This window comes from Mesorhizobium escarrei, from assembly GCF_935825525.1.
Lineage (GTDB): Bacteria > Pseudomonadota > Alphaproteobacteria > Rhizobiales > Rhizobiaceae > Mesorhizobium > Mesorhizobium escarrei.
In genome coordinates, this window is sequence record NZ_CAKXZT010000134.1 from 39,021 (window position 1) to 54,035 (window position 15,015).

General features: G+C 60.6%; 11 protein-coding genes. 8 read left to right on the plus strand and 3 right to left on the minus strand.

Going from position 1 to position 15,015, the window contains the following annotated elements:
• Positions 1-1,240, plus strand: a 1,240-nt coding sequence (locus NMG80_RS19730) for an OmpA family protein (protein ID WP_436798640.1), incomplete at its 5' end; no start/stop codon positions are given.
• Positions 1,241-1,764: 524 nt separating this feature from the next.
• Here NMG80_RS19730 and NMG80_RS19735 read toward each other — a convergent pair.
• Both NMG80_RS19735 and NMG80_RS19740 read right to left on the minus strand, forming a co-directional pair.
• Positions 1,765-1,908, minus strand: a complete 144-nt coding sequence (locus NMG80_RS19735; protein ID WP_254019642.1) for a hypothetical protein — start codon at positions 1,906-1,908, stop codon at positions 1,765-1,767.
• A 57-nt stretch (positions 1,909-1,965) separates the two neighbouring features.
• Positions 1,966-3,135 (minus strand): aldose epimerase family protein, encoded by a 1,170-nt coding sequence (locus NMG80_RS19740; protein ID WP_254019643.1) that lies wholly within the window; start codon positions 3,133-3,135, stop codon positions 1,966-1,968.
• A 470-nt stretch (positions 3,136-3,605) separates the two neighbouring features.
• On the opposite strand from NMG80_RS19740, the gene NMG80_RS19745 reads away from it, so the two are divergent.
• The 3 genes from NMG80_RS19745 to NMG80_RS19755 all read left to right on the plus strand — a co-directional run bounded on the left by NMG80_RS19745 (position 3,606) and on the right by NMG80_RS19755 (position 7,809).
• Complete coding sequence (locus tag NMG80_RS19745; protein WP_254019644.1) at positions 3,606-4,688, plus strand: substrate-binding domain-containing protein; 1,083 nt, start codon at positions 3,606-3,608, stop codon at positions 4,686-4,688.
• Positions 4,689-4,772: 84 nt separating this feature from the next.
• On the plus strand, positions 4,773-7,028 hold the full coding sequence (locus tag NMG80_RS19750; protein ID WP_254019645.1) for an ABC transporter permease: 2,256 nt from the start codon (positions 4,773-4,775) through the stop codon (positions 7,026-7,028).
• Positions 7,021-7,809: an ATP-binding cassette domain-containing protein gene (locus NMG80_RS19755; RefSeq protein ID WP_254019646.1), complete on the plus strand. Its 789-nt coding sequence runs from the start codon at positions 7,021-7,023 to the stop codon at positions 7,807-7,809. Before NMG80_RS19750 ends, NMG80_RS19755 begins: the two co-directional genes overlap by 8 nt.
• Positions 7,810-8,567: 758 nt before the next feature.
• On the opposite strand, the gene NMG80_RS19760 is transcribed toward NMG80_RS19755, so the two are convergent.
• On the minus strand, positions 8,568-9,257 hold the full coding sequence (locus NMG80_RS19760; protein WP_254019647.1) for an iron-containing redox enzyme family protein: 690 nt from the start codon (positions 9,255-9,257) through the stop codon (positions 8,568-8,570).
• Between the two features lie 359 nt (positions 9,258-9,616).
• Here NMG80_RS19760 and NMG80_RS19765 point away from each other — a divergent pair, with 359 nt between their 5' ends.
• From NMG80_RS19765 to NMG80_RS19780, 4 genes are all read left to right on the plus strand, one after another.
• Positions 9,617-9,826, plus strand: a complete 210-nt coding sequence (locus tag NMG80_RS19765) for a hypothetical protein (protein ID WP_031255812.1) — start codon at positions 9,617-9,619, stop codon at positions 9,824-9,826.
• Between the two features lie 139 nt (positions 9,827-9,965).
• Complete coding sequence (locus tag NMG80_RS19770) at positions 9,966-11,084, plus strand: YcaO-like family protein (RefSeq protein WP_301943373.1); 1,119 nt, start codon at positions 9,966-9,968, stop codon at positions 11,082-11,084.
• The gene (locus NMG80_RS19775) at positions 11,084-12,268 is read left to right on the plus strand and encodes a TfuA-like protein (protein WP_254019648.1); all 1,185 of its coding nucleotides are present in this window, start codon (positions 11,084-11,086) and stop codon (positions 12,266-12,268) included. Before NMG80_RS19770 ends, NMG80_RS19775 begins: the two co-directional genes overlap by 1 nt.
• A complete protein-coding gene (locus NMG80_RS19780) occupies positions 12,253-14,904 on the plus strand; it encodes an adenylate/guanylate cyclase domain-containing protein (RefSeq protein ID WP_254019649.1) in 2,652 nt (883 codons plus the stop codon). The genes NMG80_RS19775 and NMG80_RS19780 overlap by 16 nt, the downstream gene beginning before the upstream one ends.
• Positions 14,905-15,015 lie beyond the last annotated feature (111 nt).

Sequence of the window (15,015 nt, forward strand, 5' to 3'; positions counted from 1 at the left end):
CGCCGAACCCGAGCCCGCGATCGCTGAGGAACGCCAGAAGCGGCGCAAGGAGCGCGAGGCCGCCAGACAGCGTGCCGCCGAGCCCGAGCCCGCGATCACAGAGGAACGCCAGAAGAGGCGTAAGGAGCGCGAGGCGGCGATACGTCGTCCCGAAAACGCCGCCAGGCTCTTTGACAGCGCCAAGGAAAAGCCGATGAGGCGCAAGCCGGGCGGCGCCGAGCCGGACCAGGCCGCTCGGGCTAGGGCCGAGCGGCTGCCCGAAAGCGACGCCGCGGCGCAGGCGCGAGCCTCGACAAATCCAGTGCAAATCGGCTCCGTCCTCTCCGAGGAAGGCCGCCGCATCGAACGCCCGCGCAGGGAGCGTCCCGAGGTTCCGGAGGGCGCCGAACTTGTGCGCGAGGTCAACAACCGCTTCATCTACCAGACCAACAACACCTATTTCATCGAGCGGCCCCGCGAGGAGCGCTTCATCATCGGCGCGCGCGAGGTCTACTACGAGGAACTGCCGCGCAGCCGGCAGCGCGAGGTTGTGGTCCGTCCCGACGGGACGCGGATCGTTACGATCCGCAACCGCTGGGGAGACGTCGTCCGTCGCGTGAAGGTCCTGCCCGACGATCGCGAGATCGCCCTCGTCTATGTCGAAGACGACCATTACGACGAGGTGCTGGAATGGCGCGATCCCGGCCTCGACCTGCCGCCGCTCGACCTCGACATTCCGGTTCGCGACTACATACTGGACGCGGAGTGGGTTGAGGACCCTGAGGACTACTATACGTTCCTCGACCAGCCGCCGGTCGAGCAGGTGGAGCGCACTTACTCGCTTGACGAGGTCCGGCGTTCGGCGCGCATCCGCGACAAAGTCAGGCGCATCGATCTCGACATCATCAATTTCGAGTTCGGCTCGGCCCAGATCCCGGAGAGCGAGATCGGCAAGCTCGAAGGCGTCGCCGAGGCCATGCAGCGCCTGCTCAAGGAGAATCCGGGCGAGACCTTCCTGATCGAGGGCCACACCGATGCGGTCGGGGCGGAGGTGGCGAACCTGGCACTGTCGGATCAGCGAGCCGAGGCGGTGGCGACCGCGCTGACCAACGTCTTCGACATCGCGCCCGAGAACATGGAGACGCAGGGCTATGGCGAGCAGTACCTGAAGGTTGAAACCCAGGAGCCCGAACGCGAGAACCGGCGCGTCGCGATCCGCCGCATCACGCCGCTGATCGCACCCGTGGCGAGCTCCGAATAGGCTCCCACCCTTGTTTCGAGCCTGCCGGGAAGGTAGCGCCAGGCTCACCATTGCAGTATCGAGCGGGCCAAATAGACGAGACGCGTGGTTGGGAGGAGACGGTCCGGTTTGTTCAGGATTCTCAAGAAAGCTGACACGGGACGATGATCTTGGCTGTCGCGAAAGTCATTGGCGGAATGCCAAGTTTTGCGTCCGAATTATGCGACGGAATTTTCCCTGACGTTTCAGTGTTGGCGATCCGGTCACAAAATTTAGGATTCTGCGAATTCGGCTGCGAGCTGTCTAGCAGGCCCTCATAGACCTTCGCGATCTGCTGGGGCCAAGCTGTGAAATTGACCAGGGCATCATCCCCCGCATGAAACACAGTCCAGGATCGATTTTGATCGGGAGGCGTGGCTGCGGTAGTGCAGGTGGAGAGGCAACATGACCGAGGCGCAGACTACATGTCAAGAACCGCCAATTGCCGACCTCCCCGGCGCTTCTCCAAAGCCGCCCTTCGCGCTACGGGCTTGAATCGACCCCCTTCAGATGTAGACAGCGACCTGCATGAAGGTCTGATTGGCTATGGCCAGCGGCTTTGTGTGAAAGCCGCAGACGTTCGCCTGCTTCGCCGCACGCTGCGTGTTCCGCCGGGGAAGGGCTACCTCGATCGAACGCCCGTCATTCATGATCTCAGAATCATGGCGACCCATCGATTCAGCAACCAGAAGAACGCAGCTGCAGCGCTAGGACGCGTCGGTGGAGAATTTGTGTATCGTAGTCGACTTCAGCGTTTCGCCCGGTTTCAGCACCGTCGTCGGAAATGACGGCTTGTTCGGCGAATCCGGGAAGTGCTGCGTCTCAAGGCAGAAGCCGTCGGTCTGGCGATATTGCTGACCGGCCGCGCCGACGAGCGTCGAATCGAGGAAGTTGCCGCTGTAGAACTGGACCCCGGGCTCGGTGGTCGAGATCTCCATGATCCGGCCCGAGCGCGGCTCGTAGACTCGCGCGGCGAGCGAAAGCCCACTGCCCGACCGGTTCAGCACGAAGTTGTGATCGTATCCGCGGCCATAGACCATCTGTGGGTCGTTCGAGCGGATGCGTGCGCCGATCGGCGCCCCTTGGCGGAAGTCGAACGGCGTGCCGGTCACGGAGGCGAGCTGCCCGGTCGGGATCAAGGTCGCATCGACCGACGTGTAGCGGTCGGCGTTGATCGTGAGGATGTGATCATCGATCCCCCCCGTGCCGTCGCCGGCGAGATTGAAGTAGGAATGACTCGTGAGATTAACCACCGTTGGTTTGTCTGTCGTCGCCTCGTAGTCGATGCGCAACTCGTTGTCGTTGGTGAGGCTATAGACGACCTGGACCGTGAGCGTGCCGGGATAGCCTTCCTCGCCATCCTTGCTCGTGTAGTTGAGCTGTGCTGCGGCGCCGCTGACGCTGCTCAGCGGCTTGACCGCCCAGACGACCTTGTCGAAGCCTTTCGTACCGCCATGCAGGCTGTTGGGCCCGTTATTGGCGGCGAGTTGGTATTGCGTGCCGTCGAGCGTGAACTTGGCGCCGCCGATGCGATTGCCGTAGCGCCCGATCAAGGCGCCGAAATAGGGGTTCATGGATTCGTAATCGGCGAGTTCCTTGAAGCCGAGCACAACGTTGTCGAGCTTGCCCCAGCGGTCGGGCACATTGATCGCCGTGATGATACCGCCATAGGCGATGAACTTGACGGACGCGCCCCTGTCGTTGGTGAGCGTGTACAGATCGATGGCTTTGCCGTCCTGCGTGTTCCCGAATGGGGTCTTGTCCACAGAGCCTGCGCCTGCGCTGGTTCCCGTCAGCAGCACACCCATGCCGAGCACGGCCGCGCCGAGCACTGACCTATTCCAGGTACGCGACATGTTGGGATCGATCGGCGTCATGGTTTCCTCCCTCCATAAGCCTCTTCGCCGGCGGCTTCTGACGAGCCGCCTGGAAGACCAATTCTAAACTCATCTGGCTATCAAGGTAAGCGCGTCCTGGTAGAGATTGCACGATCACACCGTGCTTGAAGCGTGTGCCGGATACCGCCGGTCGCATCAGCTCATTGCCTGATCAAAATTGTCGTCGGTGCATGAATCGCAGGACGGGCATCCGCCTGGTTCCGACTTCGCTTGCTGCTTGCCGGAACAAAGCCGACCGACTCTTGGCCGGGCCCTCGCATGCAATAGGAGACTTTCGCCGGCGCCGATGCTTCTCGCTCTGAACCAATTCGTCTGTGCAAGTGAGGAGCACTATTTACCTGGACCGACTTTGCGCAGAATATCGTCGAGTGGGAGGAGGCATTCGGACCCCTTCGATAAAGTTCGCCCGAGTGGCTTCCGACCTCGCTGGTTTCAAGGGAGGAGCAATTATGAGGCGTATTTTCTCGCTCGCGGTATGCGCCGCGGCGTTATTGTTCGGCGTCTCGGACGCCTTCACGCAGTCCGGCAGCGTCGAGAAAGCAGTCGGCGGCTACAGCTTCGAAGAAGCGGCAAAGGAGGCTCCCGGCACAAGGGACTTCCATTCGGCCGATGGCCACCTCACTTTCGCCATCGTGACGCATACGGCCGGCAACGGTTTCTTCGACCCGGTCTATGTCGGAGCCAAGGTCGCCGGCAACATGATCGGCGCCACTATCCTGCTGCTCGGTTCGGAATCGCCAACCGACGATCCCGCCCGCGAGATCGAAATTCTGAACCAGATCGTGCAGGATCCCACCGTCGACGGCATAATCATGACGACGCCGCAGGTCGGCGCTTATAACGACATCGTCAAGGCCGCCGAGGGGAAGGGCATTCCCGTCGCCACGACCAACTCGTTCGACGGCACGCTCCTTAACCGCAGCCGCATCAGCCATACCGGCCAGGACGCATCGGCCGCAGCGATCGCCGGTGAGGCGCTGGTAAAATGCCTGGCCGACAAGGGCATTGAGAAGGGCACGATCGTGCTACCGTCCTCCACCGCGATGGGCAACGTCGAGGTGAATAACCGCGTGACCGCCGCTTTCAATGCCATCGTCAAGGAGCTGAACGACGCCGGCAAACTCGCCAACTTCAAGGTCGACGCCGGTCCGGAGAACACCGGCATCGACACCAATCCGAACGATCCGGTGAATGGCATCGTCACGCTGTTCGAATCGCGCGGCGATGTTGTCGGCGCTTTCGCCGGCAACAACGTGTTCACGCCGGCCCTTGCCAAGGCCGTCGCCCAGACCGGGAAGACCGGCAAGATCTGCGCCTACGGCTTCGACCTCGGCCCGGCTCAGCAGGATGCGTTGAAGAGCGGCGACCTGACCGGCGCGCTCGGGCAGCAGCCGTTCCTGCAAGGCTTCTGGCCGGTCATGCAGCTCTATCTGCAGATTGACCGCGGCATCGCGGCGGCCAATCTCGACACACGCGCCCAGCTCGTGACGCAGGAGGACGTCGAGAAGGTCGGCAAACGGTTCGAGAACTGAGTCCCGGTCGGACATCTGAAATCGCTGCGGGAGGGCGCAAGATCCCCCCGCAGCGGCAGCAGGGAAATTGACCAGAAGAGACCTATGGCGTTTATCGCGACCACATCGCTCGGCCGTGCGCCGTCCCAGATTGTCGGCGCCTGGGAGGCGGGGCTGCTCGCGCTGCTGCTGTTGCTCTATCTCGGCGGCGCTTTCGTCAATCCCGCGTTCTTCGGGTCAACCGAAGCGTTCCATGCGCTGCTCCGCGACACCTCGCGCGTTGCCATCATCGCGGTCGGAATGACTTTCGTCATCGTCAACAAGGACCTCGATCTCTCGGTCGGTTCCACTTATGGTCTGATAGCCGTGGTTTTCGCAAGGCTGTTCGCGCCAGGCTTTCTCGATCTCGCCATCGTCACGTCGGTGATCCTCTGCGCGCTCTTGGGCACGGTGATAGGCCTCGTCAACGGCGTGCTCGTCACCTTACTGAAAGTGCCGGCGTTTATCGCCACGCTGACGATGCTTTTCATCGGTCGCGGCTTCGTGCTCGCGCTCACGCACGGCCAAGCCATCTACTATCCCGCCAAGGCTAACGATTATCCGCTGTTCTTCGACATTGGCGAGACGAACGTCTTCGGCTTCAACAACCAGATCGTCATCTTCGCCGTCGTCGCCTTGATGGGCGCCTATGTGCTCGCCAAGACCCGTTGGGGCTATGAGACCTTCGCAACCGGCGGCAACGAGCAGGCGGCGTCCTATGCCGGCATACCGACGAACTGGGTGCGCATCCGAGCTTACCTGATCTCCTCGCTATGCGCGACCCTTGCCGGTTTGCTGTCGGCTACCCAGGACAAGGGCGTGACGCCGCTCTACGGCGTCAGCGGCGAGCTGACCGTCATTGCCGCCGTGATCATCGGCGGCGCCTCCATCCTCGGCGGACGCGGCCGAGTCGCCGGCTCCTGCCTTGGCGCCCTACTGGTGGTGCTGCTCGACAAGGTGCTGCGCGAGGGCTGGCCGATCACGCGCATCATCAAGATCGGCGACGAGGAAATAACCGTCAACGCGGTCTACTCGCTGCCTGTGGGCGCGGTGCCGGTCTTCCTCGGACTGCTCCTCGTCATCGCGGTGCTTATCGAGCCTTATCTCATCCGCCGCCAGGTCGCGGCGCGGCTCTGGGCATGGCTCCGCGGCAGGCCGCCACCCCCCGCCTACGAGATCGGCGGCGTCGCGATCGAGGGCGTCCAGACCAAGGGGGCGATGGCGACCGACATGGCGCTGTCGGCGGCTGGGCTCGGCAAATTTCTCGCCCGGCGCGACGCGCTCGCCATTATCCTGACGGTGGTGCTGTGGCTGACAGGTTTCGCTCTCAGGCCGGACTATTGGTGGAACCTGTCCAACAGCTTCGCGATCCTGCTCAACTACACCGAACTGGCGCTGATCACGATCGGGCTCACTTATGTCATCGCTGCCGGCGATATCGATCTTTCCGTCGGGGCGGTGCTTGCGCTTGCCGGCAGCACCGCGGCTTACTTCCTAAAAGTCCTCGGCGCCGACCCCCTCACCGCCGTCGCGATGGGGCTGCTCGCGGGAATGGCCGCCGGTCTCGTCAACGCCATCGTCACGGTCGGATTTAAGCTGCCGGCCTTCATCGTCACGCTTGGCATGTTCTATATCGCCCGCGGCCTCGCCGCCTGGTTTGTCGCCGGCCAACAACTGACCGGCTGGCCCGAGGGCTACAACCTTCTTGGCCGCAAGGTGAACGACATTCTGCTGCACTATCACATCGCGCTACCTGACGGACTGCTCCGCACGGTCGCCGAGGTGGTCAGCGTTCAGACCATCTGGATGCTGCTAGTGGCCCTGGTCGCCGGCGTCGTCCTCGCCTACACGCCGTTCGGGCAGAAGGTGTACGCGACGGGCGGCAACGTCCGCGCCGCCGCCTATGCCGGTATCAACACGAACCGGGTCCGCTTCGTCGCGCTCATGCTGGCCGCACTCTGCGCGACCATGGCCGGGATCATCAACGTCGCCTACTTCCGCAGCTTCAACCCGGTCGCCGGCCAGTTCCGTGAGCTCGACGCCATCGCCTCCGTGATCATCGGCGGCGGTTCGATCTTCGGCGGCCATGGCACCATCATCGGCGCGCTCGCGGGCGCGGCGGTGATCACCCTGGTTCGGGCGCTGCTGCAGCTCAATGTCCAGGGCTTCAGTATGCCGCAGCACTGGATCAACGTCTTCATCGGCGGCATTCTCATCGTCGCGGTGCTGATTGACATCTGGGTCCGTCAGGCCAACATTTTTGGACGCCTGCGGGCACGCCTCGCAAGAGGCGCACGAACACCGGAAACCACTCATGCGTGACGGGACGCCGCCCGAGCCGATCGTGGAAATGCGTGGCATCGAAAAAGCCTTTGGGGCCGTGCAGGCGCTCCGCAACGTCGACCTCGTGCTCTATCCCGGTGAGATCCTAGGCCTGGTAGGCGACAACTCGGCCGGCAAGTCGACACTCATGAAGATTCTGACCGGCGCCTATCAACGCGACACTGGGGAAATCTTCGTTGCCGGACAGCCGGTTCACTTCAAGAGCCCGCATGAAAGTCGCGACGCCGGCATCGAGATGATCTACCAGGATTTCGCGCTCTGCGGGAATATGGATGTCGGCCAGAACATCTTCCTTGGTCGCTGGCCGCTCAGAGGGCTCTTCGTCGATCGGCGAAAGATGTACGCGCAAGCCGACACAGTGCTGAAGCGGCTCAAGGTCGACGTGAACTCCGTTTATCAGAAGGTCGAGAGCCTGTCGGGCGGGCGCCAGCAATCCGTGGCGATCGCCCGCGCGATCTCGTTCGAGCCGCGCGTGGTGGTCCTCGACGAGCCGACCGCGAATCTTTCGGTGATGGCAACCGAGCGCCTGCTCGAAACCATGCTGGAGCTGAAGAAGCAGGGTGTCGCCCAGATAATTATCTCGCACCGCCTGGTCGACATCTTCGCCGTGGGCGACCGCGTCATGGTGCTGAAGCGCGGCGAGAACGTCGGCGACCGCTACATCAGGAGCACGGACGAGCACGAGGTCTTGGAGATCATCGTCTCCGGAACGCGCGAGCGCGCCCTTACCGCCGATGAAGCGTCGACAAGGGAGAACTGACAGATCAGGATCACCTTCTCCAGGCGCGGCTGTCAAACAGCCTTTCACTGCGGACGTTTCCCGCCAGGGAGCACATAGCGGATATACAACCGCAGAATGAACGTCAGCCTTCGCTAAACTCGATTCATCCCCTGTATAGCTCGAATGGCAGCTTCCAATCCCTGTGCGGACCGTTCCGTGCGGCCTCATCAAAGTCCGGAACGGGTCACGTCACGACGTTACTCGCACCGACTTGAAGGTCAGCTATTGAAGATCCGAGGGCCAAAGCTGCCAGCCCGCTGTCGGCCCCTAATGCGACACATTTGGTTCTCGGCTCGGAAGGGTCGCTCTTGGCGCAACTGAGCCCATGACGAACAGCGGATCCCAGCATGTGCGCGAAGTCATTATGGCGTGTTCGATGTTTGTTCGCCCATGTTGCAACCAAGTTCGAATGTCGCGCTCTCAGCAAAGTAGAAATGTCGCGTCACGGTGCCGCCGGCTGCGACGCCAGCGCCCGATCGGGCGTCAGCTGGTCGGGCTGGCGCCTCGATACGCGATCATTGCTGTGCCTCCGAAATCGGCTGTCGCTGGCCCAACGCGCGTCCGCTTCGCCCGGTCTGGCGTGGAGCATCTTTGTGCGCCCGGAGAGATCCTGCTCGATGCGGCGCACAATTGTCACCTCTACATCACCAAATTGTGCAGACGGTGAGCTGGCTACCCCTTGCACACAGCGAACGAGCAGGTCGGCTATGCGACGTGTCGAACGCGGTTGCTGTATGTCAGCGAACCCTTCTCGCCAAAAACTCGACGGGTCTCAAGGATTGGACGCTCCTGGAGAGCCACTCGCAAGTATGAAGGACGCTCACGCCAATCATTTCGAGATGGGTTTTGCCCAGCGGGAGTTCATTCAATGTGTCGTCGATCTCGGCACTATGTGTCGGATCAAGCTCTCCATGAATTCTCAATGTCCTGAATGCCGCTTCAGGAACGCCCGACCGATCTCGGATTTCATCGACACGCTGCTTGGAAGGAGGAAATGCTTCGAGAACTGTGATGTATCCCATCAGCATGATCGGGTGGTGATGGTTCAGCCAGTAATATTGCGAGCCAACGAGATTGGCCAACTGGGGCGAGGGCACAATCGAAAGCGCACAGTCCACATCGTAACCTGCTGAAGCAAGATCCTCGAGCGCCCAAGCATCGTGGTCCCGCTCATCTTCGATATGGCCGAGATAATAAGCACCCAACCTTCTCGCCAAAGGATCCGTTGCCGCCAGCTTTTCACAGACTTCAGCCCCACGGCCCATCAACGGGACTGAGGCCCGCATCAGCTGGTGAAGCAAGACAAGGTAGGGTGGGACGACCTGTTCCAGCGGATCGTGGCTCCACAGCTTCTCGAACGCAGCCTCGAGCGGGCCGATACAGAGAGCGACTTTGGTCCTGACGCTTTCACTGTTGGCGATGGACATACTTACAACCTTCATGAGAGGACATAACGAACTGAGCGCTCATGAGCCGAGGGGCCAAGCCGTCGAACTCCCGGCAAACTCCCTCCGATTCGCCTTGGCGTTCTGAGGTGTGACCCATTCTGCTGGAACTCGGCTGCACATTCAACTCGTCACTTCGGACGTCATCAGCGTCACTAATGTCGGCCACGACGACACCTGCCCCTGAACGAGAATCCTCCGCAGCGCTCAGGCAATTCAGATGTATTATGACCTGCTAATAACGACTGGACAGTTCCAGGAGACCAATTACAATAGCGCTCGATATCTTCGCATTGCTGCTTCACAGACTGTTTCCAGATCGCGAGATTCAGGGGGAACCGATGCCGGATTTTGCAAAGAATTTCCAAAGCTTGAAAGACAGCGGGGTAATCCCCGACATCCAAGAGAACATGTTGCCGCCGAATGTTCACGATGTGATTTCGAACTTGAGTCCTGATGAAATAACGGTTCTTAAAAAGATCGCGGAAAGCACCGGGTCTCATCTCACCTTACACAACAAAGATTACCATTTCGCAGTTTGCGGCTTGTAAGAAGGCTGAGGCACTGACGTCCCGGCTTAGCACCTGGCCCGCCGCGAAGGCAGAGACTTTCGGGAAACTCTCGCCACAAAGCGGAAGAGTTTGCGACCTTGGCTTCGTTGAAGAGTTGGTTGAAGGGATACTGGACCGATTGCCAATAACACGCTTGGCGGATATCACGCCCCTTGACTGCGTGGGCGCGCCGGTGTTCGCGGCGATTTCGCCGCTCGCAAGCGACTTGACGACCCATTTGGGGAAGGGGCCGGATCGGCGATCGGCGCGGATCAGCGCGATTATGGAGGCGGTAGAAAGGGTCGCGGCCGAGCGGATTGCTGCTCCCTCCCGCTGTGCGAGCTTCGAGCAGCTTCGCGCATCCGGTGTCAACGTCGCTGATCCTCTGGATTTCGATTTGCCGCCGCGGACCGCTTACCAAGCGAACCTGGAGTTCGAATGGGTCGAGGCCTGGGATCTATACGGTTCCCGGCCGATCTGGATCGCGGCCGACCTCGCTAGGACGCCGCCCAAGCAGGGAATATTGGATCATGTCGATACGAACGGACTGGCCGCAGCCGCTACCTATGCGGAGGCGCTGCGCCATGCGCTCCTGGAAGTGATAGAGCGAGACGCTGTGAGCCAGCATCAGTTCTTCGATCTGTTCGGGGATGACGGGCGCGTGCCACCCCACAAGGCGAGGATCGATCCGGACTCGATTCCAGAATCCTGTAAGCGCTTCGTCTTGTCCGCGACCGAAGTCGGCATGGATGTCGTTCTTGAGGACCTGACCAGCGATCTGGAAATCCCGGTTGTCGGCTGCATGCTGGTCGATCGCGCCTTCCTAACCGAGCACGGCCCGATCACGCATGTCTTCGGTGGCTGGGGAGCCGACACAGTTACAGAAACGGCCCTTCGGCGAGCGGTTACCGAAGCATTCCAGTCGCGTGTTGGCGTCATTCAGGGCGCAAGAGACACTTTCAACGGCCTGTCCGCAACGGCTCGGCCGTTCACGCTCTCGGCAAGACGGCATCTGCTCTGCAAGGCGCCGATGGTCCCGTTCTCAGCGCTTCGAAGCAGGGCGTTCGACGATCTGGAATCCGAAACTGACTATATTCTCGATCGGCTGGGATCGGTGGGCATCCGGCAAGCAATCGCCGTGGACATGAAACGCGACGATCTAGGCATTGCAGTCGTGAGGGTCAGGGTGCCTGGCCTCTCCGCCTTCGTCGCGGACCGCCATCGCGTCGGCTGGAGATGTGCGAGACACCTCTTGTGATGCATGAGCTGCCGCCGATCGTTTTCATTGGGCCAACGGCGCCGCGAGAGGATGTTCTCTCGGTTCTGCCCGACGCCCTGGTGGCGCGGCCCTGCCGGCGCGGTGACCTATATCGCTACCGTATCCTCAAGCATTCCATTTTTCTCATAATCGATGGTGTCTTTGGCGGCTCACTCGCTGTTCCCCCGCGCGAGGTCATTGATGTCATCAAAGACGGAGCTGTCGTCATCGGAGCTTCGAGCATGGGCGCGCTGCGTTCCGCAGACTGTTACCCAGCTGGCGCGCTGGGGATTGGCATCGTCTACCGCCTATACCGGCGGCGCGCGATATCCTCCGAGGATGAAGTCGCCGTCACGTTCAGGGAGGATAGGCCCTATCCCTCGCTGACAGATCCGCTCATCAATATCCGTGTTGCATTGCGCCGAGCCGTGAACCTTGGCGTGATGACGGCAGCCGACGGTGTTTCCATCGTTGCAGCTGCCAAATCAACGCATTACTCTCATCGCACATGGAGCGCGGCGTTCAAGGATGCCGGGGTCATACCTCCTATGGCGACGCAAGAGTTTCTCAAGGGGGCCGACGCAAAGCGGCAGGACGCGAAGCTGGCGTTTCGCAGGCTCGAAAAATGGTTGCGGACGGGGGCTTTGCGACCACAGCCGCCAAAATATGGGCCTGGACTGTTCGGATTGTTGGACGAAGGGCGCGAGCGTGGGCCTGACCCGCTCGACGGCACCAAAATAGATGCAATCCGAGATGATCTGGTGGCGTGGATCGTGGTTTCCGGATACATTCACCGCATGCATCTGCATGGACTTTCAACACAAGAAATCACCAGCAAGCTGACGGTCGAGCAGGCAAATACGCTCTGGGCCGCGATCAGCACTTCCTTCGACTTCGACGCCGCTCTTACAGGGTTCAACGTATTCAATCGAGCGGTGAGGGAGGCACGGCGACTCGGGATTTCACCTGAGGCGAGCGACCTTCAAGACGCCGAGCTGGAACTTGCGTGCGCCCACCAAGTCTCGTGTTGGAACGAGCTGGCGACCAGTGGGAGATTGTCGACTCCGGACTTGGCGAAGCAGCGGGACCTGCACGCCCTGACGAAAAGCTTGAGACGCATTCTCTTTCCGCCTGCAAGTGCTCAGGAGCCTATGGAACACCAACCACAATGGGAACGCAACTAACCAACAGCGACGGCTTGCAGAGTGAAAGCGTCTGCATGCTGTTCACGGACATCGAGGGGTCGACAGGGCTCGTTGACAGATATGCCGATGTCTATCCATTGATGTTGTCGCGGCACCGTGAGCTGCTCCGAAACGCCATCGAGTCGCATGGAGGAGAGGAAGTCGCGGTTGCCGGAGATTCCATCTTCGCGCTGTTCCCCGGCGCGGACCTGGGGGTTCGGGCAGCGATCGACGCCCAAATTGCAATCAGCAAGGAAAAATGGGCTAAGGGGTGCGAGCCCAAAGTGCGAATGGGTTTGCACGCTGGCAAGGTGCAGCGGCATGAATCCGCGGTCGTGGGCATAGAAGTACATCGCGCGGCTCGAATAAGTGCAGTTGCGCACGGTGGGCAGATTGTGATTTCGCATGCCGTCCGTGATGATATCTCTCAAAGTGCAATTCAGCCGGGCATGCACATCCGCGACCTTGGCTTCCACCGCCTGAAAGATCTGCGCTATCCGGAAGCGCTGTTCGATCTGGTGGTTCCAGGACTGCCCAGCGATTTTGCGCCCATCTCGTCGATGGGTGCAAACAGGACGAATCTCGCTCTCGAGCAGGAGGCATTCTTCGGAAGGGACGCGGACGTCGAGAAGGTCCGGCGACTTATCCTCGAAAGCGGGCGCAGATTGGTCACACTGACCGGCACGGGCGGTTCTGGAAAGACGTCTCTTTCGCTCGTGGTTGGCAGGTCACTGATACAATCCTTCGCTCGTGGCGTATTCTTTGCCCAGCTCGGCAACATCCACAGTGCAGATTTGATTCCGTCTGCGATATGCCAGACGTTAGGCATACAGGAAGTAGCTGGACTTTCTGCGATCGAGTCCCTGCGCAACTCGATCGGCGATGCGCACTTGTTGTTGATTCTTGACACGTTCGAGCACGTCATTGCCGGTGCCCCGACCGTGACGTCGTTGATGAAGGAATGTCCCCATCTTGCTTTCATTGTCACCAGCCGGGAGACCTTGGGCGTTCGAGGTGAGACGGAAGTTGTCGTGGGACCGCTGCCTCTCCCCGATGAAAGGGCCCCTTTCGACGAGGTTTCGCAGAACCCCTGTGTACGGCTCTTCGTCGACCTGGCCCAGCGAGAACGTCCAGAGTTTAGGCTAACGTCCGACGTTGCACGTGAGATTGTTCAAATCTGTCGGCGCCTCGACGGTTTGCCCTTGGCGATCGAGCTCGCTGCTTCGCACATACGCGTGCTGGATCCGGCTGCACTCTCGCGGCGGCTTGTCAGAGGTCTGCACAGCCTCAAGCACAAGGTGAGAGATGTCGACCCACGCCACCGCACCTTGCGGGCGGCCATTCAATGGAGTGAGGATCTTCTTACGAAGGACCAGCGCGAGGCGTTCCGGAAGCTGTCTGTCTTTGTGGGTGGGTTTGACGTGGCGGCGGCAGAATACGTGATGGCTCCATGGTGCAACGGTGATGAGGCCGTCGAACACTTGGAGTCGCTTCTAGCAAAGAGCCTAGTGTATCAGAATGTGGCGCTCGGGAAGCCAAGGCTCCACTTGCTCGACACCATTCGAGAGTACGCCAGCCAAGGCCTGAGCCAGTCGGGTTCGTTGCAGGATTGTCAGGCGCAGCATGCCCGCTACTTTGCCGCCCTCGTCGCGGACGATGCTCCGAACGTGATGCGGCACAATCAACGGGATTGCGTCGAACGGCTTTTCCAGGAGACCGGCAACATAAGAGCTGCTCTTGAATGGCTGATGAAGCAGTCAGACGCGGACGGGACGGCCAAGCTATTTTGCGCGCTGAAGTGGTTCTGGATCTCCCGTGGCCAATTCTCTGAAGCGAAGCGGTGGTCGAAAGCAGCTGTGGCGCAGGCTCGGCACGTAGGAGAGGCAGGTCCGCTCGCCGAGATATTGGATGCAGCAGGTTGGATCAGCTACATGTCGGGCAATCCTGCAAGGGCTCACGAATTGTCCAATGAAAGCCATAGGCTCTGTCTGGAGCTTGGCAATCAAGCCGGTGCAGCGAGTTCCGGCATTATTTTGGGCATTGCCAAGGTGATGTTGGGAGAAGATCTGGAAACCGGTCTCGAACTGATAAGCGGGTCGCTGGAACTCTTCAGGGACTTGGGCGACGACTATGGGGCCGTGGTGGCGTTGATCGCTTTCGGCGAAGGGGCCCGTTCAGAAGGCGACGAGAAGACGGCCGAGAAATACTATCAGGAAGCTCTTTCCCTGCTGGAAGGTCTCGGGGATACCTACTGGCCAGGTCATTTGTTGCAGAACCTGGCTCATTTCAGGCTGCACCAAGGAGACTGGAAAGAGGCAGCCAGGTTGGCCCGCGACGCCTTGGCAATCAGCGAGAGGTATGACTACCCGGTGGTTGTCAACCTGGCGACTGCCGCTGTCAGCGGGGTATTCCTGGCAAAGGGAGCCGCCAAGGAAGCTGCTTGGATCATCGGTGCCATCCAGGCGCGCTTAACGCGATTTGGAGCCCAGTTCGAGCCGACCGACAACGCCGACTTTCAGAAGATTATATCGGTGACCCGCGAAACCCTTGGTGAAGAGCAATTTGCATCCTGTGTTTCGAAGGGGTCGAGCGCTTCGTGGGAGGATGTTCTAGCTCTCGCCCGGTCGTGCAGCTAGTCGGCCTCGAACACGCTGATCTCGGGCGGGTTGGCCCCCGCGTGATCGGTCCCAAGGCACGGCGCACTCGCAAGACGACAGTCTGCAAGCAGAACAGCGCGTTAGGACAGG

Coding starts and splice junctions, on each gene's coding strand:
- NMG80_RS19735 (WP_254019642.1), bottom strand. CDS start 1,908: ATGAATGACGGGCGTTCGATCGAGGTAGCCCTTCCCCGGCGGAACACG.
- NMG80_RS19740 (WP_254019643.1), bottom strand. CDS start 3,135: ATGACGCCGATCGATCCCAACATGTCGCGTACCTGGAATAGGTCAGTG.
- NMG80_RS19745 (WP_254019644.1), top strand. CDS start 3,606: ATGAGGCGTATTTTCTCGCTCGCGGTATGCGCCGCGGCGTTATTGTTC.
- NMG80_RS19750 (WP_254019645.1), top strand. CDS start 4,773: ATGGCGTTTATCGCGACCACATCGCTCGGCCGTGCGCCGTCCCAGATT.
- NMG80_RS19755 (WP_254019646.1), top strand. CDS start 7,021: ATGCGTGACGGGACGCCGCCCGAGCCGATCGTGGAAATGCGTGGCATC.
- NMG80_RS19760 (WP_254019647.1), bottom strand. CDS start 9,257: ATGTCCATCGCCAACAGTGAAAGCGTCAGGACCAAAGTCGCTCTCTGT.
- NMG80_RS19765 (WP_031255812.1), top strand. CDS start 9,617: ATGCCGGATTTTGCAAAGAATTTCCAAAGCTTGAAAGACAGCGGGGTA.
- NMG80_RS19775 (WP_254019648.1), top strand. CDS start 11,084: ATGCATGAGCTGCCGCCGATCGTTTTCATTGGGCCAACGGCGCCGCGA.
- NMG80_RS19780 (WP_254019649.1), top strand. CDS start 12,253: ATGGGAACGCAACTAACCAACAGCGACGGCTTGCAGAGTGAAAGCGTC.